The organism is Sulfitobacter sp. (genome assembly GCF_039977885.1).
Lineage (GTDB): Bacteria > Pseudomonadota > Alphaproteobacteria > Rhodobacterales > Rhodobacteraceae > Sulfitobacter.
On the sequence record NZ_JBDWCI010000020.1, the window covers coordinates 324,126 to 348,838 of the forward strand.

At 57.0% G+C, this 24,713-nt stretch carries 23 protein-coding genes and 1 riboswitch; of the genes, 9 read left to right on the forward strand and 14 right to left on the reverse strand.

The window, feature by feature from the left end; all coding sequences use genetic code 11:
* Positions 1-14: 14 nt before the first annotated feature.
* Positions 15-114: riboswitch (TPP riboswitch) on the reverse strand.
* A gap of 92 nt (positions 115-206) precedes the next feature.
* The 3 genes from aroC (at position 207) to cobO (ending at position 2,955) form a co-directional block, all read left to right on the forward strand.
* Positions 207-1,304: a chorismate synthase gene (aroC, locus tag ABJM03_RS15260; RefSeq protein WP_348418703.1), complete on the forward strand. Its 1,098-nt coding sequence runs from the start codon at positions 207-209 to the stop codon at positions 1,302-1,304.
* Between the two features lie 73 nt (positions 1,305-1,377).
* Positions 1,378-2,352: a DMT family transporter gene (locus ABJM03_RS15265; RefSeq protein ID WP_348418704.1), complete on the forward strand. Its 975-nt coding sequence runs from the start codon at positions 1,378-1,380 to the stop codon at positions 2,350-2,352.
* 9 nt (positions 2,353-2,361) lie between these two features.
* Entirely contained in the window at positions 2,362-2,955 is a 594-nt protein-coding gene (cobO, locus tag ABJM03_RS15270; protein WP_348418705.1) for a cob(I)yrinic acid a,c-diamide adenosyltransferase, read from the forward strand.
* A gap of 93 nt (positions 2,956-3,048) precedes the next feature.
* On the opposite strand, the gene ABJM03_RS15275 is transcribed toward cobO, so the two are convergent.
* Positions 3,049-3,918, reverse strand: coding sequence for a branched-chain amino acid aminotransferase (locus tag ABJM03_RS15275; RefSeq protein ID WP_348418706.1), 870 nt, complete (start codon positions 3,916-3,918; stop codon positions 3,049-3,051).
* Positions 3,919-4,081: 163 nt separating this feature from the next.
* Here ABJM03_RS15275 and ABJM03_RS15280 point away from each other — a divergent pair, with 163 nt between their 5' ends.
* From ABJM03_RS15280 to dxs, 5 genes are all read left to right on the forward strand, one after another.
* A complete protein-coding gene (locus tag ABJM03_RS15280; protein ID WP_348418707.1) occupies positions 4,082-4,591 on the forward strand; it encodes a MarR family transcriptional regulator in 510 nt (169 codons plus the stop codon).
* The gene (locus ABJM03_RS15285) at positions 4,588-5,289 is read left to right on the forward strand and encodes a response regulator (RefSeq protein WP_348418708.1); all 702 of its coding nucleotides are present in this window, start codon (positions 4,588-4,590) and stop codon (positions 5,287-5,289) included. Before ABJM03_RS15280 ends, ABJM03_RS15285 begins: the two co-directional genes overlap by 4 nt.
* A gap of 164 nt (positions 5,290-5,453) precedes the next feature.
* A complete protein-coding gene (locus ABJM03_RS15290; protein ID WP_348418709.1) occupies positions 5,454-5,696 on the forward strand; it encodes an exodeoxyribonuclease VII small subunit in 243 nt (80 codons plus the stop codon).
* Between the two features lie 2 nt (positions 5,697-5,698).
* A complete protein-coding gene (locus tag ABJM03_RS15295) occupies positions 5,699-6,565 on the forward strand; it encodes a farnesyl diphosphate synthase (RefSeq protein WP_348418710.1) in 867 nt (288 codons plus the stop codon).
* A 10-nt stretch (positions 6,566-6,575) separates the two neighbouring features.
* The gene (dxs, locus tag ABJM03_RS15300) at positions 6,576-8,504 is read left to right on the forward strand and encodes a 1-deoxy-D-xylulose-5-phosphate synthase (protein WP_348418711.1); all 1,929 of its coding nucleotides are present in this window, start codon (positions 6,576-6,578) and stop codon (positions 8,502-8,504) included.
* Here dxs and ABJM03_RS15305 read toward each other — a convergent pair.
* The 7 genes from ABJM03_RS15305 to ABJM03_RS15335 form a co-directional block, all read right to left on the reverse strand.
* Positions 8,501-9,289: an ion transporter gene (locus ABJM03_RS15305; protein WP_348418712.1), complete on the reverse strand. Its 789-nt coding sequence runs from the start codon at positions 9,287-9,289 to the stop codon at positions 8,501-8,503. The genes dxs and ABJM03_RS15305 overlap by 4 nt on opposite strands.
* A gap of 137 nt (positions 9,290-9,426) precedes the next feature.
* Entirely contained in the window at positions 9,427-10,281 is an 855-nt protein-coding gene (locus ABJM03_RS15310; protein WP_348418713.1) for an SDR family oxidoreductase, read from the reverse strand.
* A gap of 89 nt (positions 10,282-10,370) precedes the next feature.
* Positions 10,371-10,610, reverse strand: a complete 240-nt coding sequence (locus ABJM03_RS15315) for a hypothetical protein (protein ID WP_348418714.1) — start codon at positions 10,608-10,610, stop codon at positions 10,371-10,373.
* A 145-nt stretch (positions 10,611-10,755) separates the two neighbouring features.
* The gene (locus tag ABJM03_RS15320) at positions 10,756-11,460 is read right to left on the reverse strand and encodes a YjbF family lipoprotein (protein WP_348418715.1); all 705 of its coding nucleotides are present in this window, start codon (positions 11,458-11,460) and stop codon (positions 10,756-10,758) included.
* Positions 11,457-13,622, reverse strand: coding sequence for a YjbH domain-containing protein (locus ABJM03_RS15325; protein ID WP_348418716.1), 2,166 nt, complete (start codon positions 13,620-13,622; stop codon positions 11,457-11,459). The genes ABJM03_RS15320 and ABJM03_RS15325 overlap by 4 nt, the downstream gene beginning before the upstream one ends.
* 120 nt (positions 13,623-13,742) lie before the next feature.
* The gene (locus tag ABJM03_RS15330; RefSeq protein ID WP_348418717.1) at positions 13,743-15,623 is read right to left on the reverse strand and encodes a nucleoside-diphosphate sugar epimerase/dehydratase; all 1,881 of its coding nucleotides are present in this window, start codon (positions 15,621-15,623) and stop codon (positions 13,743-13,745) included.
* Between the two features lie 155 nt (positions 15,624-15,778).
* Positions 15,779-16,387, reverse strand: a complete 609-nt coding sequence (locus tag ABJM03_RS15335; protein ID WP_348418718.1) for a sugar transferase — start codon at positions 16,385-16,387, stop codon at positions 15,779-15,781.
* 289 nt (positions 16,388-16,676) lie between these two features.
* Between ABJM03_RS15335 and ABJM03_RS15340 the strand changes: the two genes are divergently transcribed.
* Positions 16,677-17,786 (forward strand): polysaccharide biosynthesis/export family protein, encoded by a 1,110-nt coding sequence (locus tag ABJM03_RS15340; RefSeq protein ID WP_348418719.1) that lies wholly within the window; start codon positions 16,677-16,679, stop codon positions 17,784-17,786.
* Positions 17,787-17,807: 21 nt separating this feature from the next.
* Here ABJM03_RS15340 and ABJM03_RS15345 read toward each other — a convergent pair whose 3' ends face one another.
* From ABJM03_RS15345 to ABJM03_RS15370, 6 genes are all read right to left on the reverse strand, one after another.
* Positions 17,808-19,061 carry a glycosyltransferase family 4 protein gene (locus tag ABJM03_RS15345; protein ID WP_348418720.1) on the reverse strand — a complete coding sequence of 418 codons (1,254 nt, stop codon included), beginning with the start codon at positions 19,059-19,061 and terminating at the stop codon, positions 17,808-17,810.
* Between the two features lie 77 nt (positions 19,062-19,138).
* Positions 19,139-19,918: a carnitinyl-CoA dehydratase gene (locus ABJM03_RS15350; RefSeq protein ID WP_348418721.1), complete on the reverse strand. Its 780-nt coding sequence runs from the start codon at positions 19,916-19,918 to the stop codon at positions 19,139-19,141.
* A gap of 11 nt (positions 19,919-19,929) precedes the next feature.
* Positions 19,930-21,945, reverse strand: coding sequence for an acetate--CoA ligase family protein (locus tag ABJM03_RS15355; protein ID WP_348418722.1), 2,016 nt, complete (start codon positions 21,943-21,945; stop codon positions 19,930-19,932).
* A 282-nt stretch (positions 21,946-22,227) separates the two neighbouring features.
* Positions 22,228-23,388: an acyl-CoA dehydrogenase family protein gene (locus ABJM03_RS15360; protein ID WP_348418723.1), complete on the reverse strand. Its 1,161-nt coding sequence runs from the start codon at positions 23,386-23,388 to the stop codon at positions 22,228-22,230.
* A gap of 63 nt (positions 23,389-23,451) precedes the next feature.
* Positions 23,452-24,207, reverse strand: coding sequence for a class II aldolase and adducin N-terminal domain-containing protein (locus ABJM03_RS15365; protein ID WP_348418724.1), 756 nt, complete (start codon positions 24,205-24,207; stop codon positions 23,452-23,454).
* 81 nt (positions 24,208-24,288) lie between these two features.
* Positions 24,289-24,711 carry a glyoxalase gene (locus ABJM03_RS15370; RefSeq protein ID WP_348418725.1) on the reverse strand — a complete coding sequence of 141 codons (423 nt, stop codon included), beginning with the start codon at positions 24,709-24,711 and terminating at the stop codon, positions 24,289-24,291.
* Positions 24,712-24,713 lie beyond the last annotated feature (2 nt).

The window sequence follows — 24,713 nt, forward strand, 5'->3', positions numbered from 1 at the left end:
ATGAGAGGTGCGGGAGTTAGTATCCAGACCTTCCCTCCGCCGGTGTTAACCGGTTCAGGTTCTACGGGTCTGTACGGATGTACATCTCAGCCACTGGCACCCCGAGGTATACAAACTCCTATGAGCGCCTTTACAGTTTGGCAAGCCAAAACCCCTTGAGACACCGGTCCACCCCCGATATGGCAGAAGGCAAAGGAGACCTGCGCATGTCGATCAACAGTTTTGGCCATCTTTTCCGCGTCACCACATGGGGCGAAAGCCACGGGCCCGCTTTGGGCGCAACCGTCGACGGCTGCCCTCCGGGTGTCGCGATTGACGAGGCGATGATTCAGCACTGGCTCGACAAACGCAAACCGGGGCAGAATAAATACACCACCCAGCGCCGCGAGGCGGATGAGGTGCGTATCTTGTCGGGCACCTTTGAGGGCGTCACAACCGGCACGCCAATCCAGCTGATGATCGAGAACACCGATCAGCGCTCAAAAGACTACGGCGACATCAAAGAAAAATTCCGCCCCGGCCATGCCGACATCACCTATTTCCAGAAATACGGCATCCGCGACTATCGCGGTGGCGGGCGATCCTCAGCGCGCGAAACTGCCGCGCGCGTTGCCGCAGGCGGGTTGGCCCGCGAAGCAATCAAGGCGATTGCACCAAATATCGAGATCACCGGCTATATGGTCCAGATGGGCACCCATAAAACCGACGTGCGCGACATGGACCAGATCGAGCAAAACCCGTTTTGGGTGCCCGATGCCAAAGCCGCCGCTGACTGGGCCGAATACCTTGACGGGTTGCGCAAATCCGGCTCCTCGGTTGGTGCGATCATCGAGGTGACCGCGCGCAACGTGCCCGCAGGTATCGGCGCGCCGGTGTACGGAAAACTCGACACCGATCTGGCCGCCGCCATGATGAGCATCAATGCCGTCAAAGGCGTCGAGATTGGCGAAGGCATGTCTGCCGCAATGCTGACCGGTGAGCTCAACGCCGATGAAATCTTTATGGGGGAAGACGGCCAGCCGCGCTATTCCTCCAACCATGCCGGTGGCATCCTTGGCGGGATCAGCACAGGACAGGACATCGTTGTACGCTTTGCGGTCAAGCCGACCTCATCCATCCTCACCACACGCCAGACGATCACCAAAACGGGCGAGCAGACCGAAATTATCACCAAAGGCCGCCACGACCCCTGCGTTGGCATCCGCGCGGTGCCCGTGGGCGAAGCGATGATGGCCTGTGTGCTCCTTGATCACCTACTACTGCACCGTGGTCAGATCGGCGAAAACCGAGGTATCATAGGGTAGCATGGCGGGACTTTCCAAACACCGACATGCCCCCCACAGCAGGGCAGCTTGCGCCCAAGGGCGGGCTTAGGCCATGGAAACTTCCCGCACTCAAAACCGCCCCGGTGTTGCCATCGCGCTCAAGACAGGAGCGGTGTTCCTGTTTATGGTCATGGCCGCGCTGATCAAACTCGCCTCCGAAGGCGTCCCGCCCGGTCAGGCCGTGTTTTTCCGCTCCTCCTTTGCCCTGCCGATCATCGTGCTGTGGCTGTGGCAACAGGGGCACCTGCACGACGGGTTCAAGGCCAACAACATTATGGGCCATGTCTGGCGCGGGCTGATCGGGACCACGGCGATGGCGCTGACCTTTTCGGGGCTGGCGCTGCTGCCGCTGCCCGAAGCTACGGCCATCGGCTATGCCACCCCGATGTTCACCGTGATCTTTGCCGCGATCCTGCTGGGAGAGCGCGTCCGCATTGTACGTGTGTCGGCGGTCGCTTTGGGCTTGATTGGCGTTATCATCGTTCTTGCACCGCGTTTGACGTTTGGGCAAAGCTACTCATACGCCGCAATGATCGGTGCGCTGCTAACACTTGGGGCCTCTATGCTGCGGGGCTTGGTGCAGGTGCATGTCCGCCGTTTGGTGCAAACTGATTCCACCTCGGCGATTGTCTTTTACTTCTCGCTCACCGCGACGCTGGTGTCACTGCTTAGCCTGCCGCTCGGGTGGTTGATCCCACATAGCGAGCTGACGTGGACCTGGCCAAGCCTTACCGTTTTGGCGTTTCTTGTCTGTGCCGGGCTGGTGGGCGGCAGCGCACAGATCATGGTCACCTCATCCTACCGCTTTGGCACCGCCTCGATGCTGGCACCCTTCGATTATTCATCAATGATTTTCGCCACCATCATCGGCTATTTTATCTTTGGCGAAGTCCCCACCCCCACAATTTTGATCGGTGCCGCCCTTGTCATTGCAGGTGGCGTGCTGATCATATGGCGTGAACGCCAGCTTGGGCTGGACCGCAGCAAATCAAAGCCAAGCATCGCGCCCTCCGGCACTCCAAACTAAGGACACCCCATGTCAGACGATCACAAACAAAAGATGCAAGAACGCCAAGCCACCCAGCGCAAAAAAGTGTCCGAGCTGAAAGACCCCGAAAAGGGTCTGGTGCTGGTGCATACTGGCGCTGGTAAGGGCAAATCTTCTTCTGCCTTCGGAGTCATCGTGCGCGCCTTGGGCTGGAAGCAGAAGGTAGGCGTGGTCCAGTTCATCAAAGGTAAATGGAAAACCGGCGAGCGGCAGTTTTTTGACCGTCTGGGCGAGGTCACATGGCACACCATGGGCGAAGGTTTCACATGGGACACGCAGGATAAAGACCGCGACATCGCCGCCGCGCAAGCCGCCTTTGCCAAAGGGCGCGAGATGATGGAAAGCGGCGAATATGATCTTATCGTTATGGATGAAATCAACATCGCCATGCGCTATGACTATCTGTCTGCTGAAGATGTCATTGCAGGGCTAGATGCACGCGACAAACGCACCGGCGTGATCCTGACAGGCCGCGATGCTAAACCCGAGCTATGCGAATATGCCGATCTGGTGACCGAAATGACCGAAGTGAAACACCCGTTCAAAGCAGGGATCAAAGCCCAGCGCGGCGTCGATTTTTGAAGGCTGCTGACAGAGGATTTGCGAGGCCTCCGGCCTCGCTACGCCGCCAGCCAAAGCTGCGCTTTGGCTGGCGGCGAAACTAAAGTAGCGCGATCAGGCGCGGACCAGCTTTTCGTAGGCTTCCGCGATATCGCGGGTCATGGCACCAACTTCAAAGTTATACTCACCAATCTGGCCAACAGGCGTCACTTCGGCAGCTGTCCCGGTGAGCCAGCATTGCTCGAAACCTTCCAGCTCTTCGGGCATGATGTGCCGCTCATGCACCGTGAAGCCTTTTTCGCGCAGCATGCCGATGACAGTCTGACGGGTGATCCCGTTGAGGAAGCAATCAGGGTCTGGCGTGTGAACCTCACCGTTTTTCACGAAAAACAGGTTCGCGCCGGTGGCTTCAGCCACATAGCCACGGTGATCAAACATCATCGCGTCCGAACAGCCTTTGGCCTCTGCCGCATGTTTGGACATGGTGCAGATCATATACAGACCCGCCGCCTTTGCATGGCAAGGGATCGTCTCGGGCGACGGACGCTTCCATTTGGAAATGTCGAGCTTGGCACCCTTCATTTTGGCATCACCGTAATACGCACCCCACGCCCATGCGGCGATAGCAACACGCACGGGGTTCTTTTGGGCAGCAACACCCATGTCTTCGCCTACTCCGCGCCATGCGATCGGACGCACATAGGCATCAGACAGGCCCGACGCTTTGAGCACTTCCGCCTTTGCAGCCTCAAGCTCATCAATGGAGTAAGGAATTTCGAAATCGACCATCTCGGCCGAGCGTTTCAGGCGCTCCGAATGCTCACGGCTTTTGAAAATCTTACCATTATAGGCCCGCTCACCTTCAAACACTGACGAGGCATAATGCATGGCATGGGTCAGCACATGCACGTTCGCATCGCGCCATGGGACCATCTTGCCGTCCATCCAGATGTGCCCATCCCGATCGTCATATCCACCAGCCATTGCGTTCCCCTTCAAAGATCAAGATTTATTATCAATTATTGCGCCAAATCGAACCTTGCCGACATATAGTTACGCAAAACTTGGCTTGGCGTAGCCTTTCGGGGTTGGAGTGTCAACAACACTGACATAAGCTGCGCGTCGGATCTACCTTGGGGAGACATTTATGGACAGGCGCGGATCAAGCTCCCATAGCGGGGAGGCTTTGCTGTTTCTCACGGATGAACAGTTGCGGCAGGGGATCGAGGCCATGTTTTTTGCCTATCGCGGGTTCACTGCTGATCCTGACCGGATTCTATCCGATCTCGCCTATGGCCGCGCCCACCACCGCGCGCTGCACTTTATCGGCCGCGCACCAGGAACCACTGTAAACAATCTGCTCAATATCCTTGGGGTGACCAAACAATCACTTAACCGTGTCTTGCGCACGCTGATTGCCGATGGCCTTGTCCAAAGCGCTGTTGGCAGACAAGACAAACGTGAGCGCCATCTTAACCTGACACAGGAAGGCCGAACGTTGGAGCAAACACTGTCCGATGCCCAACGCGCGCGTATGCGCGCCGCCTACCGCGACGCTGGACCAGATGCTGTTGCTGGCTTTCGCACCGTGCTAGAAGCAATGATGGATGGCGAGATGCGCAACAGCTACAATCGACTAAAGGATACCGGAACATGAGCGCCAATGATGCACACCTGCTTATCGTTGATGATGACGAACGTATCCGGACCCTGCTGCAAAAATTCTTGATGCGTCAGGGATTCCTTGTCACCTCGGCACGCGATGCAGCCCACGCGCGGCGCGTTTTGTCAGGGTTGGAATTCGACATGCTAATCATGGATGTGATGATGCCCGGTGAGGATGGCGTCAGCCTCACACGGTCTTTGCGTGAAACGCTAACAACCCCGATCCTGTTGTTGACTGCAAAAGGCGAAACAGGAAACCGTATCGAAGGGCTTGAGGCCGGTGCGGATGACTACCTCGCGAAACCTTTCGAGCCCAAAGAGTTGTTGCTGCGGATCAATGCCATTTTACGCCGCATGCCAGATGCACTGCCCGAAGAATCTGCCCCCAAGGTTCTATCGCTCGGCCCAATCCGCTATGACATGGAACGCGGCGAGATGTGGCAGGGGGAAGAACTGGTGCGTCTGACTGCCACCGAAATCCAGCTGATGAAGATATTCTCGGCCAAGCCGGGTGAGCCGCTGAGCCGCTCAAAACTGGTAGAAGAGCTGGGTCGGGATCGCGGTCAGGCGCAGGAACGCGCCGTGGACGTGCAAATTACACGTCTGCGCCGCAAGATCGAAGCGGATCCCAAGCAGCCGCGCTATTTGCAGACCGTGCGTGGCGCAGGCTATATGCTGGCTCCTGACTAAGGGCATTTTCGGGACCGTGTTGGGGGGCCAGCCCCCCTCGCCCTTTCGGGCGAGCCCCCCGGAGTATTTTTGGCTAGAAAAAATAGGCGCGCGGCGGGCCCATTGCTGGCGTTAGTGTTCTTCGGGCGGTATGGTTCGGCCCAACGAATATAAGAGAGACTGCAATGACCCAGACACCAGTGGACGAGATGAGCTTTGAAGCGGCAATGGCGGAACTGGAAACTGTTCTGAGCAAGCTGGAGCGCGGTGATGTAGCGCTGGATGAAAGCATTGTTTTGTATGAGCGCGGAGCCTTGTTGAAGGCGCGCTGTGAGAAAAAGCTCAAGGAAGCCGAAGAAAAGGTCGCCGCGATTACGTTGGACGGTGAAGGCAACCCCTCCGGATTGAAACCCGTCGAAGGGCAGTAGCCATGAGCCGGTTTGCCCAAGCGCTCAGAGAGGCTGGTGCGTTGGCAACAACGCAGATCGCCGGTAGCCTTGAGGGCACTGATGGTCCGATCCGCGACGCGATGATCTATGCTACAACGGGCGGCAAGGGCCTGCGCGCCTTTTTGGTGCTCGAAAGCGCGCGTTTGCATGGCATAGGAGCCGCACAAACCGCCCCCGCCGCCGCAGCGATCGAGGCACTGCATGCTTATTCTCTCGTACATGACGATTTGCCGTGCATGGATGATGACGACCTGCGGCGCGGGCAGCCCACGGTGCACTGCAAATGGGACGAAGCCACCGCCGTTTTGGCAGGGGATGCTCTTCAGACGCTGGCATTTGAACTGGTGAGCCGAACAGAATGCCCTGATGCTGCACGGCTTGAGCTGGTGCAGACCCTTGCGCGCGCCTCTGGTGTGGCCGGTATGGTTGGCGGGCAAGCGCTGGATATAGCAGCGGAGACATCGGATGCCCCTCTGACACTGGAACAGATCACGACCCTTCAGGCAGGCAAGACCGGCGCGCTGATCGAATGGGCAGCCACAGCGGGCCCCCGCATGGCGCAGGCCGATACGGACGCATTGGGGCAGTACGCCCGCAAGCTTGGCCTCGCCTTTCAGATTGCGGACGATATTCTGGATGTCGAAGGTGATGAGGCTACTGTTGGCAAAGCCGTAGGCAAGGATGCCGTTGCGGGCAAGGCCACATTCGTTTCGCTGCTTGGTCTTGATGGGGCTAAAGCGGAAGCACAAACATTGGTAGAAGCAGCCTGCGATGTACTTTCCGGCTATGGCCAAGACGCCGATACATTGCGCGCAGCGGCACGATTTGTGATCGCGCGCAAAAACTAGGAACAATGATATGACCGACACGCCCCAGACACCGTTGCTTGATCGGATCACGCGCCCTGCGGATATGAAATCCCTGTCTGATCGCGAACTGACACAGCTGGCCGATGAAGTGCGTGCCGAGACGATTTCGGCTGTCTCTGTCACCGGTGGGCATTTGGGGGCCGGCCTTGGTGTGGTTGAGCTGACGGTAGCGCTGCATGCGGTTTTTGACACACCCCGCGACAAACTCATCTGGGACGTAGGCCACCAATGCTATCCGCATAAGATCCTGACAGAGCGGCGCGACCGCATTCGCACCCTGCGCATGGAAAACGGGCTGAGCGGCTTCACCAAGCGCAGTGAAAGCGCCTATGATCCTTTTGGAGCCGCCCACAGCTCGACCTCTATTTCTGCTGCCCTCGGCTTTGCTGTGGCCCGTGATCTGGGCGGCGTGGTGCCTGAGGGGTTGGGTGATGCGATTGCCGTAATCGGTGACGGGTCCATGTCCGCAGGTATGGCCTATGAGGCGATGAACAACGCGGGCCACCTGAAGAAGCGCATGATCGTGATTCTCAACGACAACGAGATGAGCATTGCGCCACCAGTGGGGGCCATGTCTGCTTATCTGAGCCGCCTTTATGCTGAAGAACCGTTTCAGGAATTCAAAACCGCGGCCAAAGGTGCGGTGAGCTTGCTGCCCTACCCTTTCCGCGAAGGGGCCAAGCGCGCCAAGGATATGCTGAAAGGCCTCACCGTTGGCGGCACCCTGTTCGAACAGCTGGGCTTTAGCTATCTCGGCCCCATTGACGGGCACGATATGGATCAACTGCTGCCGGTGCTGCGTACGGTCAAGGCCCGCGCAACGGGGCCAATCCTGATCCACGTCATGACGCAAAAGGGCAAAGGGTATGGTCCCGCCGAGAATGCGCTGGATAAAGGGCACGCCACGGGCAAATTCAACGTCATCACCGGCGAGCAGAAAAAGGCCCCCAGCAACGCGCCCAGCTATACCAACGTTTTTGCACAGACCCTGCTGGATCTGGCAGGTGAGGATGACAAGATCTGTGCCGTGACCGCCGCTATGCCGGACGGCACCGGGTTGAACCGGTTTCTGGAGCGCCATCCCTCGCGCTGCTTCGACGTAGGTATTGCCGAACAGCACGGCGTGACCTTTTCTGCCGCGCTTGCTGCCGGAGGAATGAAACCCTTTTGCGCGATGTATTCGACCTTTTTGCAGCGCGGTTATGACCAGGTCGTGCATGATGTTGCGATCCAGCGCCTGCCTGTGCGCTTTGCCATCGACCGTGCAGGGCTTGTTGGTGCTGACGGCGCGACCCATGCGGGATCCTTTGATGTGGCCTTCCTCGCCAATCTGCCCGATTTCGTTGTGATGGCCGCTGCTGATGAGGCAGAGCTCAAGCACATGGTGGTCACCGCTGCCGCTTATGACGATGGCCCGATCGCCTTCCGCTTTCCGCGCGGCGAAGGGCGCGGGGTCGATATGCCAGAACGCGGCATCCCGCTTGAGATTGGCAAGGGCCGGATGATCGCGCAGGGCAAGCAAGTGGCGCTGCTATCTTTTGGCACCCGACTTGAGGAAGTAGAGAAGGCAGCCGAGACGCTAAGCGCAAAGGGGATCACCCCTACTATTGCCGATGCCCGTTTTGCCAAGCCGCTGGACCGTGAGATGATCCTGACACTTGCCCGCGAACACGAGGTACTTATCACCGTCGAAGAAGGTGCCACAGGCGGTTTCGGCAGCCACGTGGCGCAGCTTTTGGCGGAAGAAGGCGTGTTTGATAAAGGGCTCAAATTCCGCTCAATGGTATTGCCTGATATTTTTATTGATCAGGCAAGCCCAGCGGACATGTATGCTGTTGCCGGCATGAATGCCGAACAGATCGTGGAAAAAGTCCTAGGCACCCTCGGCATCACCAGCATCGGCGCGCAAAGCGCCTAATCTTTTTTCGCGGCAATCAACTGGTCTATCTTTGCCTCCAACGCTTCGAGCTTATCTTCAACACCTGCGCGGTAAGCATCGGTGCTGGCCACTGATTCCTCTTGGTGCGCGTCCTGCATGGAGTTCACAATCAGGCCCACCAACAGGTTCACCACCGCAAAGGTCGTGACCATGATAAAGGGCAAAAAGAACATCCACGCCTGCGGATATACCTCCATCACGGGCCGCACGATGCCCATGGACCAGCTCTCTAATGTCATGATCTGAAACAGCGAGTAGCCGGACGCCCCCAGCGTGCCAAACCACTCGGGAAAGGCATCGCCAAACAGTTTAGTCGCCATCACCGCAGCGATATAGAAAATCAACGCCATCAGCAAAAACACCGATGCCATACCGGGCAACGCGGTGACAAACCCCTCAACCACACGGCGCAAGTTTGGTGCCGCCGAAATAATCCGCAACACCCGCAGGATGCGCAGCGCCCGCAGCGCAGAGAACCCCTGTGCTGCGGGAACCAGGGAAATGCCCACAATCACAAAATCGAAAATGTTCCACCCGTCGCGAAAGAACCGCGCGCGGTAAGCGATCAGTTTGGCCAATAGCTCAATCACAAAAACCGCCAGACATAGCCGGTCCAACAATACGATCAGACCACCAGCCCGCGCCATGATCGGCTCAGACGTTTCAATCCCCAAAATCACCGCATTGAACAGGATCACGGCAAGGACTGTATTCCGCACGCGAGCGGATTCCATGAAATGGGTAAGCTTTTGGGTGAAAGTCATAAACGCTCCAGTTTGATTGAGGTTATATGGCGTGCGCCTGACACAAGGACAAGACGCGAAACCCCCATTCCACAGCTGACCCGATAAGCAACGAAATCACACCACTCAGGCCGCTATCGCGCTGGTCAGACTTATAATCAGCGTAGCTTGGCCAGCATCGCGGCAAGCCCTGTGCGGTAGTCAGGGTAAATTGGCGACCACCCTAATGCCTGTTTGATATGATCGTTCCGCACCCGCTTGCTTTCGGCATAAAAGCTGCGGGCCATGGGCGTCATATCCGCTTGGTCAAAAGCGATCGCCGGCGGGACAGGCATCCCCAACAGTTCTGCCGCATGGCCGATTACGTCTTCCGGCGGGGCCGGATTATCGTCGCACATATTGAAAACCGCACCTGCCATGGGGCGCTCCAGCGACAGCTCAAGCCCCAAGGCAATGTCCTCGACGTGAATGCGACTAAAGACTTGCCCTTCCTTAATGATCCGCCGCGCCGTTCCATTGCGGACTTTCGCAAAGGGGCCACGCTCAGGCCCGTAAATACCGGCAAGTCGGAAGATATGCAGCGGAAGATCGGGGATGGCCTGCCATGCCGCCTCTGCGACGACGCGTGCGGCCCCTCGTTTAGTGCTGGGTGATAGCGGCGTCTGTTCATCCACCCAAGCGCCTTGATGGTCGCCATAAACACCTGTCGTGGAAAGATATCCAAGCCAACGCATTGTCGGCGCAGCCTGCCTGAACGCATCGCACAGATGAGCGAGAACAGGATCACCATCCGGCCCCGGGCCAGCAGAGATAAGGATATTAGGAAATTCCTGAATGAGCGGGGTAATGTCGTTACCCGGCCACAGCAGTGGCTCAACCCCTGTCGCGGCAATCTGGGCCAGCTTTTCCTCGCTGCGGGTTGTGCCAACAATGTGCCAGCCCTCAGGCACCAGCCGCGCAGCAAGCGCCCGCACACTATAGCCGTGACCAATTGAAAGCAACCGTTTGTCCATACACCTATCCGTCGCTAGCAAATGCTACCTTACAAAAGAAAACGGCCCCTCCGATAGGAGAGGCCGCCAAAACGCGCGATGCGTAAATCTTAGTCGGAAACTGTTGTCGTTGTGGAGGACGAATCGTCGTCGTCGCTTGCAACGATTGCGATAACAGCGCCAGCTGCCAGCAAACCACCGATAACGGCAGGTGCACCGATACCGGAACCGGTTGGAACGAAGGCTGGCTTTTGCTCAGGCTCTTGTTCGAAATCTGTGTTCAGCGAACCGGCAAAAGAAGCGGTCGCCATCAAAGATACGGCTACTGCTGCGGAGATAGTCTTAAACATGTTATACATCCTGATTGATTTAATTCGACGAGCGGTTGCACCACCCTTTACGACTGAAATAGCTGAATTCGGAAATTATCACAACATCCCATCTGTTTTTATGCCTAGGATATTAGCAACTTCCCGCCAACTGTTGCACGGCTGCTCAACTTTTCAGCGCAAGCAACTCGAAATACCCGACACGCGGCCCCATCCATTGGCGCGACTTCCGGACAAAACCCGACGGTTGCTGCACCCAATAATCATTGCGAACAACCCTAAGTTCAGGCCCCTCAACCGTGCAGGTTTCTTGCATATGGATCGTGTCAAATGCCTGACTTGCAACGGAAATTCTTTCCGCCCCCAAATTTTCGACATCGCACCGGAATTTATATTTCGTCGTGGTGACATCGCCGTCGGACACGATAAATTCGCGCAAACCGCTACCCTTGCCCTGCCGTTTCAGCGCGCTGAGCGTGGCGTTTGCACCTGCAGCAATTATGTCACCCCCGATACCGCGCGAACCGACAACAATGCCGTCACGCAGAAAGACCTGCGCCTTATCGGACGATTCCCAAATCTCCACCGTGCCCGGCGCCGAATCGTTGCGTACAGCCACGCGCTGCAAGAAATCGCTCCCCCCCCTAAGCTCGGGGTTCACCTGAAGCAGTGGCACTGTGATCTTGGCATAATCGGCTTGCGAAACAACGGTTTTAGGCAATACGCCACGATCCCGCGAAGTCACAATATCTTTGGCCGAACCTGCAAGTACAAGCGGCAGGCTTGGCCCACCGGCATTGTCCGAACTACACGCAGAAAGCAAAGCCGCAACCAGTGCAGCACCAAATCCGCGCTTCCACATCCGTCTCATTCCCATACTCCGGACCAATTTTCACTCAACCGTGTGCGGTGGCCAGAGCGCACCTGTTCATACAAACGCCCCGGTACATTCAACCGTGCGCCACCATCACGCTGCACCGGCCGAATGGTGGTAGAGCGCACCCGGTTGTCAGGGTTCCCCAATAGCCAATTCACAGGCACCGTAAGTTTGATCCCTTTGTCAAAAGAGCCTTCACCGAAGTCTTCCGAAGAAACATCCGTCAACGTGAAGAAGCCGCCAACACGCCAGCCATTTGCAAATTCACGCTCAAGCGTAACCGTCGCGCCATAGTCGCCCGCCAGATAACGCCCGACGTCCAACTGGCCTAGGTAGCCGTTGTTGAATTCATAATAAGCCGAAGCATGTCCCGTCGCGACATCATAATCCTGAAAGCCCAGAATATCGTCAAAATCGCGCTGCTGGACATAGTTGGCCTCAACCCCTAAAGCCAGTCGGCTTGTCGACGGTTTCCACAAAACCTCGGTCGACACCCCGCCAAATATCCGCTCCAAATAACCCGCGGTCACACGCGCGTACACATCCGGCGACAGCTTCCACTGACGGCTCCCATAAAGTTCGGGGATGAAAGTCGCACCGCCGCGTTCATAATCAAGCTGCGAGGTACGCACACGCGGCAGCGCCGACCCTGAATCCTCCAGAGCATCCTCGATATTGCCGGTGAGGCGGTGGCGGATTGTGCCCGCAACCTTCCACCCCGGTGCTGGCTCATAAGAGGCCGATAACGACAGGCCGGCATCCACGCGGATAGGTTCGTTCGGATCAAAGAACCTGCGCGCCAGATAAGGCCCGATAGACCAGTTGAACTTGTTATAGGTGGCCTCGTTGTGGCCCCCCCCCGCAAGCGTCGGCGTTGCGTCGCTAAAGCCGGTCACAGCCAGCAACGCATCGGGCCCCGCAGGAGAGACTTCCAATGCTTCCAGATCAGAGCGACGGAAAACCACAGCCGATTGCGCCAAACCGTTTTTGACCGGTACAATGCGGAATGTTTCGACCGAGTCCGGCAACAAGCGTGCCATGACGCGCGCAACCCGACCCACGGCGATCGACGTCGCCAGATACCGCTCATTGCTAAAACGGACCTCGGTTTCAGAGGCGGTCGTATGTGTTTCGATCAGGGTCAGCCCCTCAGCCTCAAGCAACGGCACAAGCGCGTCGCGTACCTGAACGCTTGCCTCGGCCTCCGATGCTGCCCACTCGGTCGAATAAGCCTCGGGATCCGCACTGCGGCTGGGGCGGATAAAATAGGGACGTGGTGCTGGAATACGCAAAGGCGAAACCGGCCGCTTCGGATTGAGCTGGATCTGTAGGTTTACCCCCAATTCGGACCCATACAGATAATACCCACCAAGCCGGACACTGTCGGAAATCTGGTATTCAGCCCCGAAGTTAAAGCGCGACTCCCGGTCGAACACTCCGCTGCTGGTTTCAAGCGTATAGGCATCAGAGCTATATTCGACCTTGAGGCCGAATTTATCATTCACATTCCACTCAACACCGGCAAAAGGTGCCGCTTCCCCACGGAACCACTGGCTTGTCGAAAGCTCCCCGCCGGTATCGCCCGGGTCAAATGAGGCTGTTCTGGCACCGAAAGGCGATCCAATGCTGCCCGAACTGCCTAGACGCCCCCAGCCCAAGCCGGCAGTCGCCTTGATCCGGCCCGGAATGCGACCGCCCTCGAATGTCTTTGTTGCTGCGATAAACTCGCCCGAGAAAATGCCGGTACCCGCAATATCCTGCAGACCAACGGTCACTGCCGGCAGATACAGGCTTTCTTTGTTTACCAAAAACCGCACATCGAAACTGCGGTCGCGGAAGGTGCTGAACCCCGCCAAATTCAGATCTTCAAGCGCCGAATAACGGAAACTGGCCTGAATGCGCGGAGTCGCCTGAAACGTCAGCGTCGTGCGGGTAATACCGCCAAAGTATGACACACCCACAGCAACCTGCCCGTCAGGCAAAGCCTCGGCTGAGGGCAAATCAATCAGACCGGGCACACCGTAAAAGTTAAGCGTCGGGCGATCGGGTCGTTCAAAAATGCCATCAGCACTCTGGGCCGTAACAGCATGAGGAACCACTACGACGGCCCCTGAAAGGGCTGCGTATTTTGCTTTTCTCGCGATAGATCGGATCATCAAATGCTCTCTGCTCGACGCTATTTTGCAATACTAATGCATGCCACTACATGATGACACAACGAAAGCCACAGCCGCCGCGCCAGATTGGCAGGTAGCGTGACAATTCTGCGCCCTTGATCAGGACGCATCAGCCTTATCTATGCAGGTCTGATATCCCTCAACCCAGCGCCGCACAACGTCACGGGCCATTCCTTCATCGCTTGCCACAAATGCTTCGCGCAGCCCGCGCAACGCCGAGGCAATCTCGATCTGCGACAGCCCTTCTTCCTGCGCCATAAACACCTTGGGGTTGCGTGTGCCAATCAGGTCATTCGACAAAGTCAGCTCTTCGGACATTTTCTCCCCAGGGCGCAGGCCCGTGATCTGGATTTCAATGTCGCCGTCAGGGTTGCTTTCATCCCGAACGGTATAACCAGCGCTTTCGATCACTTGACGCGCCAGTGAAAAGATCGGGACCGGCTGCCCCATATCCAGAACGAAAACCTCTCCGCCTCGACTGATGGCATTGGCCTGCAACACCAGCTGCACCGCTTCTTGCACGGTCATAAAATACCGTTCGACGCCTTTGTCCGTGACTGTCAAAGGGCCGCCACGGCGCAGCTGTTCCTGAAACAGCGGCACGACCGAACCCGACGACCCCAGAACATTGCCAAAGCGCACCATGGAGAAAACCGTACCGCCCGGACGTTTGGCAAGATCCTGCACCACAAGTTCAGCCAGCCGTTTTGAAGCCCCCATCACATTGGTAGGTCGCACGGCCTTATCTGACGAAATCAGCATGAACCGCTCCACACCGGCTTTGGCCGCCTGCATGGCGAGCGTCTGCGTACCAAAGACATTGTTGACCAACCCTGTCAGCGGATTGGCCTCCACAATCGGCACATGCTTGTAAGCAGCCGCATGCAAGACAATCTGAACACCGTGATCCACCAACAGCTTGCGAACCTGACGGGCATCCGTAATCGACCCCAGAACCGGCACCAGCTCGATTTTCAGCTGCTCCTGTTCGATCGTCTGGCGCAACTCCATGTCGATGTTATACAGACCCAGCTCGCTCAACTCGAACAGGATCAACTTGGCCGGACGGCACTCGATCACCTGACGGCACAGCTCGGACCCGATAGAGCCTCCCGCGCCGGAAATCAGAACTGTCTTACCCTCGTAACAGGCACTCGCCTTGCCCAACGGCCGCGCGACCTCATCGCGGCCCAAAAAGCTGCGAGCGTTAACCGGTGTCAGCTTATCCAGCAGTGCATCCTTGCCGATCAGTTGCGCAAATGACGGTAGGGTCTGGACCTCAAGCCCCATCTTCTGAAGCTTGCGCCCGATCTGTATCTGTTTGGGGCGGCTCAATGATGGCACCGCCAGCAACACACGATCAATCTTCATTGTCGCAGCGACTTCGGCAATATGGATTGCCGGATAGACAGGCAGGCGCTGCACGCGCAATCCTTGCAAGCCCTTGTTGTCGTCAACAAATGCAACCGCCTCAATCGCCTCATGGCCCCGCAGTGCAGACACCAGCTGCGACCCCGTCGCGCCTGCGCCATAAATCAATACACGGGTCCGGTCGCTTCCTCGGCGGTATACTGCCAATACAACCTGCAAAAGCACTGCACGCGCCGCTACAGCACCGCAAAAGAAAATCGCGCCGAACACCATGTGCAAACCCAAGGGCAGGCCCAATCCGGCAATGTCGGAAAAAACAATCGAAGCGATTGTAAGCAAGATCGCATGCACAGCAGTCAGACCAATGGACCCGCCGTCATAGCCACTTACCTGAATGTGATCGATGCCGAACCAGATCGAGATACCCACAGCCAAAAGCAGGATGTACGGCAGCAATAGCATGTAACTACTGATATTTTCCCACAGGCCACCGGGTAGGTCCAACGCCGAAAACGCCAGCAGAAGGGCTGCCAGAACGATAACCCCATCCAACAACAGCATGATTGCGCGCTTGCTCGATTTAGAAAGCGATTTGATCCAGCTCAGCATTATCTGATCCATTTTACATTTTGCATCGGGTTTTCGGCATAGAAAACCGCCTGCCTGAATCCGGCCCAAAGGCTCTATAGAATAGTAACATAAAGCACTCTAACGAGAATTCATACATTAGATGACTTTATCCGAAAAGCTCTGGCCAGACGGCGTTATCGGCGGAATAGATTGCCGATCGTTTGAAACACCAGATCAAAATCATAACAGGTTGATTGATTGCGCTGATAGATCAAGTCCAGTCTGGCTTTACGCGGCACGCAAATCCGGCAATAAACATCATCGGTTTGCTCTGCAGTTTTACAGCGGCGCAGCAACCTGTCCTCATGTTTATGAAAACGGATTGTCGCCAACCCCGTCACCCCGGGACGGGATTTGAGGACCTCGTCATAGATGTGCGGGAACCGTTCGACATATTCGCGCAAGGGCGGTCGCGGCCCGACAAATGACAGGTCCCCCTTCAGGATATTCCAAAGCTGGGGAAACTCATCAAGCCGCTTGGACCGCAATCTGGCTCCCACAGGTGTCACCCGCGATGCCTTATGCGCACCTGAAACACCCTGATCCTGATCCACAACCGTCATTGTGCGGAATTTGATCAGGCCAAAAGGCTCATCCGGGGTCTTCATCCGCTCTGCAACATAGAACAGGGGGCGCCCCTGCTTAAGCAAGATATAGATCACCAGAAACAGGATAACCGGCCCCAGAATGACAACCAGCAAACTGGCGAAAAACAAATCGAACAATCGCTTTCGCCATGTCATTACAGGCAGTCTCCTTCAGTCAATCAGAACAGTAATCCAAAGGCATGCCAGCCTGTAATCGTGCCACGTGCTTTATCTGCGCGCATAGTGTCTTTATCTTGGCCATAGCCACTGTGCAACTTTGTCACCACACGAAGGGGGCATAATCGCCGCACCATGGCGCTCAATTACACGGTACATAGCACCCAAAGATTGACCTCCCCCCCCTATGCAGTATCTTGCGTCGACAAATATCCCCTCAATTCGCTTGATCAGAGGGGTGTTCCGGCAAGGGTGAGCAGTTATTCCGATGTTCAAATTGACAAAATTCGCTGTTCTCGCTGCGCTATGTCTGGGTGTGGCTGCCTGTGCCGCGTTACCTCGCGGTGCGCCCATTCAGGCCGAAATCACGCGGGGGGCCAGCGCCCCTGACGCTGATTTTGCCGTCTATACGGTCTCCAAAGCACTACTGCCCAGCATTGCCGAATGGCCCACCGCCGGTGAGCGCCAATATGACTGGCTACCCCATAGCCACGGATCAAACGCGCAAATCATCCAGCCAGGCGATACCCTCAACATCACGATCTGGGACAGTGCCGAAAACTCTTTGCTGCTCACCCCCGGCCAACGCAGCACCGATCTTTCGGGCATTCGTGTATCCGAAGCCGGATCCATCTTTGTACCTTACGTCGGCAAAGTACGCGTCGCCGAACGAACGCCAGACAACGCGCGTCTAACCCTTCAGCGCCAGCTCGAAGCCATTGCGCCCGGCGCGCAGGTCCAATTGTCTATGGCCGAAGGTCGCGAAAATTCCGTTGATATTATCGGTGGCGTCAGCAGCCCCGGCAACGTGAAGCTACCGGATCAGAATTTTTCCGTTCTGGCGGCGATTTCTGCCTCAGGCGGCGTCCCTGATAGCGTGAACAACCCCCAAGTAAAACTTGTACGCGGTCACAAGACCTACAAGCAGTCACTGGCGCGGCTTTTCGAGGACTCAAACCTGAATACGCGGCTGCGCGGTGGAGACCAGATTATTGTCGAGGCAGACAAGCGTTACTTCCTGACACTCGGCTCCGCCGGATCAGAAAGCCAGTTCGACTTTAACCGCGACAAACTTTCGGCGCTTGATGCACTTTCGATTATGGGAGGTGTGAATGAATCCCGCGCCAACCCGAAAGGGGTATTGATCCTACGCGAATACCCCGCCTCTGCATTGAACGCAGGCACACGCGGCCCACGCCAGCAGCGTGTCGTGTTTACAATCGATCTGACCACTTCCGATGGCCTATTTTCAGCACGCAACTTCTTTATCAACTCGGGTGATCTGGTGCTTGCTACCGAAAGCCCCCTGTCAGGCGTGAATGCCGTTGTAGGCCTCATCGGTTCAACCTTCGCGTTGGTAAACCTCGCCACCAACTAATCCACCGGCCCGTCCAAACCCCTAGGCGGGCATAGGGATCTGTTTGTCCGCAGGCAGCAATGCATTCATCTCGGCAATATGCTCAGGCAGGCATTTCGTGAGAAAGTCATACTCTTTGATGACATGCTGACGCGCCGCGGGGCCCAGATGGGCAAAATCCTCAGGCTTTTCCAGCACCTTGATGACCTGACGCGCCAAAGCCTGTGGATCATGGAAATCAACCAATAGACCCGTTTCACCATGCGTCATAGCCTCGCGCACAGGGGCCACATCAGCCGCAACAATTGTGGCCTCCATCGACATCGTTTCAAGCAACGACCACGACAGGACAAACGGCATCGTCAGATAGATATGGCAACGGCTGATCTGAATGATCTTCTGATAATCGGCATAGGGCACCTGCCCCAAGAAATGCACACGGCTCCAATCCACACGGTCGCCGACCTCTGCCTCCATTTCCCCGCGCAAGCCGCCGGGCTGTTTGCTTTTCGCGCCATAAGAGGTCTCGTTGCCACCAATGATCAAGACCCGCGCATCCGGCCGTGCATCCAAGATATCTGGCAGCGCGCGCATGAATTTATGAAAGCCGCGCATCCGCTCCAGATTGCGCGCCATATACGTGACGATCTCGTCACCGCATCTGATTGGTGTATCAATCCGCCCCAGTTTAAGCGTCGCCTTGGGGTCTGATCCAAGCTGATCCGTTCGTATCCCGTCATGACACACGTAAATCTTGTCATGCATCTGCGACGGGAAGCAGTCGCGCTGCCATTTTGTGGGGCTTAACCCCCGATCCACAGTGGTAATATTGAGGCTCGGGATGACATTGCGGGCCTGCAACAGAAACGGCGTATGCGCATTCACCGGCTCTTCGGGGTCAAAGTTCACCGGTCCACCGAACAGACGGTAATAATACTCGAAAAAGCCGATAATCGGCACATCCGCCCAAAGCTGTTTGAAAAACGTAAGCTCGCCCCAACCCACATGCCCGATGATGAGATCCGGTTTAAACCCCTCATCCTTTTCGATCTGCTTGGCCGCCGCAGCCGCGCCAAAGCCCGCACCGCTGGCTTCTTCCCACACCCTGCTAAGCCCGTAAGCCCCCTGTTTGGGGACATGATGCGGCGCATAGACCCGTTCTTTGACACCCTCGATCTTTGGTGGATTTTTGCGCTGCGTCAGAAAGTAGATCTCATGCCCGCCCTGCGCGGCAAGCCACTGAACCAGCTCACGATACTGACCGGGCATGTTTTGGTGCACAAACAATAAATTCATCGGCCGCGCGCGTCCTTCAATCTGCTTTAAAATAATATGATGCAGTTAAACGCGCGCGCTGCCCTTTGGCAAATGGACTATTTGCCCTTCCACACAGGATCTCGTTTTTCCGCAAACGCACGTGCACCTTCCATTTGGTCCTCGGATGCATAAAGCTTGTCCACGCTTTCCAACTGTCGCCCGGTGATCCGGTTCATTGCATCCTGAAATTTGGAGTCTTCCGCGTCGCGCACGACTTCCTTGATCGCCGCATAGACCAGCGGCGGACCAGAGGCGAGCAGACGTGCCAATTCCCATGCACGGTCCATCAACTGGTCGCCGGCAATGATCTCGTTGATCAAGCCCCAGCCCTTGCCTTCTGCGGCGTCAAACCAACGTCCCGTCAGCAAAAGCTCCATTGCGATATGATAAGGAATACGCTTGGGCAGTTTGATACTGGCCGCATCCGCCACCGTGCCGGAGCGGATTTCGGGCAACGCAAATGTCGCATGGTCGGCCGCCAAAATCATATCTGCACTCAGCGCCAGCTCGAGCCCACCACCGCAGCAAATACCGTTCACCGCAGCGATCACCGGCTTATTCAATCCACGCAGTTCTTGCAGCCCACCAAAGCCACCAACCCCATAATTGCCATCCACGGCATCACCGCCCGCCGCCGCTTTCAAATCCCAACCGGGGCAAAAGAACTTCTCACCACCGCCAGTGATAATCGCCACACGCAGCTCGGGATCATCGCGAAACCCTGCAAATACCTCGCCCATCTGCACCGAAGTAGCCAGATCAATGGCGTTGGCCTTGGGGCGGTCCAATGTCACTTCAAGGATCGCGCCCTCGCGACGGGTTTTAATCGGGTCCATATTCTCTCTCCTTAAGCTTGACGCAGCAATGCGTCCGCGGCGATGGCCGCATCCGCGGTACACATCAACGGGTTAATCTCTACCTCACTGATACTGTCGGCATTGGCAATGACGTAGTCCTGTAACGCCATAACAGCATCAATAATCGCGGCCAGCTTCGCTCCCGGCTTACCGCGATACCCTTCGATTAATGGCCAAATGCGCAAGGACCGCAACGCGGCCTCAATCGTCTGTGCCCGCGCAGGCACCAGAACTGTCGCCGTATCCTGCCAAAGCTCGGTCAGCACACCACCCGCACCCAACGTCAGGACAAATCCATGCGCCGGATCACGCACCACTCCTAGCAAAAGCTCAACCACAGTTCCCTGCACCATCTGCTCCAGCAGATAGCTTCCCTCCGGCATTGCCTCAGCCATGCGGACAACCTCATTTGCCGCAAGACCAACCTTTACACCGCCCGCCTCGGACTTATGAGCCAGCCCCGAGACCTTCAAAACCAAAGGTCCCTCAAGGCTGTCCGCCGCCGCACCCAGGCCACCACGGTCCTCTACAAACCGCCCCTCCGGCACCGGAATCCCATGGGAAGCCAGCGCCGCTTTGGCCTCTACCTCCCCCATCAATTCCGCCTCCCGGTCCGGGCCAGGTGCCAGAACAGATACCTCTTCAGGCGCCGCCAATCTGGCAGCCACATCCGTCGCTGTAATGGCCTCCCGCAGACCGTTCATCGGCACCACGCCGCCCGCTATCAGGGTCGCAGCCACGTCTGCAGGCATCAACTCCGGCAAAGTCGCCACCACAGCCACCGGACGCCCGCTGCGCGCGCGCACCGCCAATGCAGCCTCCGTCGCACAAATCCAGTCGCCGGCATCTGTATGGGGGTAGTCAACAATCATCAGCGTCAACCCGATATGCTCTGCCGCCATCGGAACCCAGGCATCCGCCATCCGCTCCGTATCGCGCCAGATATAGGTGTGGTAATCCAACGGATTTCCCAGCGCGACCATCGGACCCAATGCCGATTTCAGCGCGACGCTTTGATGCTCGGTCAACGCCGGAAACGTCAGGCATGTGCCCACAGCCGTATCTGCCGCCAAACTCGCCTCCCCACCCGAGCAACTGATCGACGACAAAGTCGGATGCTCCAGCGGCCCCACCATATGCAAAAGCTTCAATGTCTCCAAAAAGCTTGGCAGGTCATAAACACGACCAATGCCCAACCGCCCAAGCAACGCCGCGGCCCCCGCATCACTGCCCGCAAGCGAAGCAGTATGCGACACCGCCGCCTGCTGTGCCTGATCCGACAGACCGACCTTCAGCGCAATTAGCGGCACGCCCTGCGCATGGGCCCGCTGCGCCAGCTTGTGCCAAGCGGCCAGATCGCCAAAGCCTTCAATATGCAACCCAATCGCAGTCACGCGCGGATCATCCAACAGATCATATGCGACCTGCGCCTGCGAGGTCTGCGCCATGTTCCCGCAAGCCACCACATAGGCAAGCGGCAATCCACGTCTCTGCAACGACAGATTGACCGCGATATTGGAAGACTGCGTAAGGATCGCGACACCGCTCTCTACGGCCACACACCCGTGCTGATCCGGCCATAACAACGCACCGTCCAGCGCATTGATAAACCCGTAACAATTCGGCCCGAGAATCGGCATGTCACCCGCCGCCGCAACCAACTGCACCTGCAGATCGGCCCCGGTATCATCTTCCGCCACCGCCTCTGAAAAGCCGGAGGCAAAACAAACTGCCCCCCCCGCGCCCATCGACGCAAGAGCCCCCACAACCTCAATCGTAGCGCTCCTGTTCACCCCGACAAAAACAGCGTCTGGCGGCATCTCAAGTTGTTCCAGCGAAGTCACCGCCTGAATGCCCTCAATTATCTCGCCACGCGGATGCACTACCTGAATGTCGCCCCCGAAATCCATTCCTCGTGACTGACGAATGATCTGCGCACACCACGCACCACCACCGATGACGGCAATCGACCTGGGTCGCAGCAATCGCGATAGATCAGACTTCATAGGCGGCTATCCTCCAAAAGAAATTTTCGCCTTCGGCGAGAGTATTTTTGGCTAGAGAAAATAACCAATCATTAACCACGACCCGCCTAAACTGCACAAGCGGTACAGGCCGGAGGGCCGATGGCCGTGCTAGGGGAAATAGCTTCGCTTTTTCTCGAAGAGGAGCTCCAAAGCGGGCTCCCCTATTTGTCCTAGCCATAAGTACTCCGGGGGAATCGGCGCAAAGCGGCGATGGGGGCTGGCCCCCTGCTGCGTCGGCGTGCCTGCACGACGAAACCGCTCTCACGCTCCCAACGCCCGCAGCAACTCGCGGCTGATGATATGTCGCTGGATCTCGCTTGTCCCATCCCAGATCCGCTCAACTCTTGCGTCGCGCCAGAACCGCTCGAGCGGGTAGTCGTCCATCAACCCCATACCCCCATGAACCTGTATCGCCGCATCCGTTACCCGCGCCAACATCTCGCTGGCATATAGTTTGGCGCTCGCGATTTCACGGTTCGCAGGGATGCCCTTATCAAGCCTGTCCGCAGCTGCCAGCGTCAGCAGATCCGCCGCGTCGATCTCGGTGATCATATCAGCCAGCTGGAAAGAGATGCCCTGAAACTTGCCGATCTTCTGGCCAAACTGCTCCCGCTCGGCGGCATAGTTCAGCGCATAGTCAAACACGCGGCGCGCGCGGCCAACGCTCATCGTGGCGACAGTGATCCGCGTCGCATAAAGCCATGTGTTCATCACTTCGAACCCGCCATCGACTTCACCCAAAACCTGCGCGTCAGGCAGGCGGCAATCGTCAAATTCGAGAATCATGTTCTTGTAGCCCCGGTGGCTTACCGACTTATAACCATCCCGGATCGTGAACCCCTTGGTACCGCGATCAACCAGAAAGGCAGTGATCCGCTTTTTGGGGCCTTTGGGGGTCTGGTCCTCTCCCGTCGCAATGAAGACAATGATAAAATCAGCGTGGTCCGCGCCGGAGATAAAATGCTTAGTGCCATTAACGACCCAGTCGCCGCCATCCCGCACGGCGCTGCATTTCATCCCCCGCACGTCTGATCCGGCCCCCGGCTCTGTCATGGCCAGCGCATCCATCCGCTCCCCGCGTATAGCAGGCATCAGATAGCGTTCGACCTGCTCGCCCTCGCAGGCCATCAGAATATTCTGCGGGCGCCCAAAGAAGTGGTTCAGCGCCATTGATCCGCGCCCCAGCTCGCGTTCGACCAGTGCGAATTCCACGTGGTTCAGCCCCGCACATCCGACGCTTTCAGGAAAGTTGCAGGCGTAGAACCCCAGATCGATCGTCTTTTGCTTGATCTCCTGTGCGATTTCGTCGGGTACCTCGCCGGTACGCTCTACCAGTTCTTCATGCGGATAGATCTCTTTCTCCACAAAACTCCGCACCGTGTCGGCGATCATGGTGTGTTCTTCGCTTAGCCCGTAAATCATTCTCTAATCCTGCTTGTTAGTCTCTTGTCAGTCCGTGTTGATTCAGCCGCCACCGGTTACGTGCTAACTGGCGTAGTTCGATCCTTCATCATCAAGAATCGCCTTGAGCTCGGCGAGATGGCGAATGTCCTGCTCGGGGTATTGCTCCAACTCGCTTGCCGTTTTTTCTGCAATGTCTTCGGGGATGACACGCAGCGGCAGGCCAGTTTGCAGAGCAAGGATATAGTTGCGCGCGGCGCGTTCAAAATAATACATGCGGTTGAATGCTTCGGCTACGGTATCCCCAATTATCAGCAGCCCGTGATTGCCCATCACCATGACCTTTTTCTTGGGGTCCTGCATCAATGTCGCACAGCGTGCGCCCTCATCCTCGAAGGCCAATCCGCCATAGCCTTCGTCAATCACGACACGGTTGAAAAACGTACAGGCATTTTGATCAATCGGCGGCAGGCGACTATCGGCAAGCGAGGCGAGGACCGTCGCATAGGTCGAATGCACATGCATCACGCAGCGTGCGTGCGGGCAGGCCTTGTGCATACCGCCATGCAACCCCCACGCCGTCGGGTCCGGTGCATTCGGTCCTTCCAGAGTAGCAGCATCCTGCGCGTCAATGAGCAACATGTCAGAGGCTTTGACACGGCTGAAGTGTGCCTGATTAGGGTTCATCAGAAACTGCGTGCCACTGTCATTGACCGCTAGTGAGAAATGGTTCGCAACCGCCTCATGCATGTCCAGCCGCGCCGCCCAACGAAATGCGGCGGCCAGATCCACCCGCTCCTGCCAGAAATCCATATTCGGTTTCGTATGAGAATGGTCCATTCTGCGCGCTCCTGTGGTTTGCCCCATCAACAGCACCCCAAAAGCGTCACGTCCATCCCGAATGCGACAGATGCCAAAGAATTACGCAATCGCCGTACTTGGCACCCAAGCATATCCGTTTCCGCACAAAATATATGCCTCGCGCAGGCCGTGCGGCTTATCAGCGGGCGCCTGCAGGATCGTCCCACCCGCCGCTTGCGCCCGAAGGCAAGCATCGTCGGGATCGGTATCATACAGCCGGATCTCAACCCCGCCTCCACGCGGCGGGGATTCCGGTATAAGGCCAAGCAATGGATTGGAGTGATACGTACCGTCACTGTGCAGCTGAAACAGCTGATCACCATATCGCATAATCGCAAAATCAGCCGTCGGTTGATGCGCTTTCATGCCAAAAACAGTCTCTAAAAAGGCGACTTGTGCCACAACATCCCGCACGAGCAAGTTCAAACCGATACCACGCAGGCTGGCTCCAAAGGATTCCGCCCCGACCGTGTCATAATCCATTG

What these genes read in the sequence shown, in the direction of transcription:
- ABJM03_RS15265 (WP_348418704.1), top strand. Translation starts at nt 1,378, where the DNA reads ATGGAAACTTCCCGCACTCAAAACCGCCCCGGTGTTGCCATCGCGCTC.
- ABJM03_RS15365 (WP_348418724.1), bottom strand. Translation starts at nt 24,207, where the DNA reads ATGGACCATTCTCATACGAAACCGAATATGGATTTCTGGCAGGAGCGG.
- ABJM03_RS15330 (WP_348418717.1), bottom strand. Translation starts at nt 15,623, where the DNA reads ATGCTGAGCTGGATCAAATCGCTTTCTAAATCGAGCAAGCGCGCAATC.
- ABJM03_RS15285 (WP_348418708.1), top strand. Translation starts at nt 4,588, where the DNA reads ATGAGCGCCAATGATGCACACCTGCTTATCGTTGATGATGACGAACGT.
- ABJM03_RS15280 (WP_348418707.1), top strand. Translation starts at nt 4,082, where the DNA reads ATGGACAGGCGCGGATCAAGCTCCCATAGCGGGGAGGCTTTGCTGTTT.
- ABJM03_RS15355 (WP_348418722.1), bottom strand. Translation starts at nt 21,945, where the DNA reads ATGAAGTCTGATCTATCGCGATTGCTGCGACCCAGGTCGATTGCCGTC.
- ABJM03_RS15320 (WP_348418715.1), bottom strand. Translation starts at nt 11,460, where the DNA reads ATGAGACGGATGTGGAAGCGCGGATTTGGTGCTGCACTGGTTGCGGCT.
- ABJM03_RS15275 (WP_348418706.1), bottom strand. Translation starts at nt 3,918, where the DNA reads ATGGCTGGTGGATATGACGATCGGGATGGGCACATCTGGATGGACGGC.
- ABJM03_RS15350 (WP_348418721.1), bottom strand. Translation starts at nt 19,918, where the DNA reads ATGGACCCGATTAAAACCCGTCGCGAGGGCGCGATCCTTGAAGTGACA.
- ABJM03_RS15305 (WP_348418712.1), bottom strand. Translation starts at nt 9,289, where the DNA reads ATGACTTTCACCCAAAAGCTTACCCATTTCATGGAATCCGCTCGCGTG.
- ABJM03_RS15295 (WP_348418710.1), top strand. Translation starts at nt 5,699, where the DNA reads ATGAGCCGGTTTGCCCAAGCGCTCAGAGAGGCTGGTGCGTTGGCAACA.
- ABJM03_RS15315 (WP_348418714.1), bottom strand. Translation starts at nt 10,610, where the DNA reads ATGTTTAAGACTATCTCCGCAGCAGTAGCCGTATCTTTGATGGCGACC.
- ABJM03_RS15370 (WP_348418725.1), bottom strand. Translation starts at nt 24,711, where the DNA reads ATGGATTATGACACGGTCGGGGCGGAATCCTTTGGAGCCAGCCTGCGT.
- ABJM03_RS15325 (WP_348418716.1), bottom strand. Translation starts at nt 13,622, where the DNA reads ATGATCCGATCTATCGCGAGAAAAGCAAAATACGCAGCCCTTTCAGGG.
- ABJM03_RS15360 (WP_348418723.1), bottom strand. Translation starts at nt 23,388, where the DNA reads ATGATTTACGGGCTAAGCGAAGAACACACCATGATCGCCGACACGGTG.
- ABJM03_RS15290 (WP_348418709.1), top strand. Translation starts at nt 5,454, where the DNA reads ATGACCCAGACACCAGTGGACGAGATGAGCTTTGAAGCGGCAATGGCG.
- cobO (WP_348418705.1), top strand. Translation starts at nt 2,362, where the DNA reads ATGTCAGACGATCACAAACAAAAGATGCAAGAACGCCAAGCCACCCAG.
- ABJM03_RS15310 (WP_348418713.1), bottom strand. Translation starts at nt 10,281, where the DNA reads ATGGACAAACGGTTGCTTTCAATTGGTCACGGCTATAGTGTGCGGGCG.
- dxs (WP_348418711.1), top strand. Translation starts at nt 6,576, where the DNA reads ATGACCGACACGCCCCAGACACCGTTGCTTGATCGGATCACGCGCCCT.
- ABJM03_RS15340 (WP_348418719.1), top strand. Translation starts at nt 16,677, where the DNA reads ATGTTCAAATTGACAAAATTCGCTGTTCTCGCTGCGCTATGTCTGGGT.
- ABJM03_RS15335 (WP_348418718.1), bottom strand. Translation starts at nt 16,387, where the DNA reads ATGACATGGCGAAAGCGATTGTTCGATTTGTTTTTCGCCAGTTTGCTG.
- ABJM03_RS15345 (WP_348418720.1), bottom strand. Translation starts at nt 19,061, where the DNA reads ATGAATTTATTGTTTGTGCACCAAAACATGCCCGGTCAGTATCGTGAG.
- aroC (WP_348418703.1), top strand. Translation starts at nt 207, where the DNA reads ATGTCGATCAACAGTTTTGGCCATCTTTTCCGCGTCACCACATGGGGC.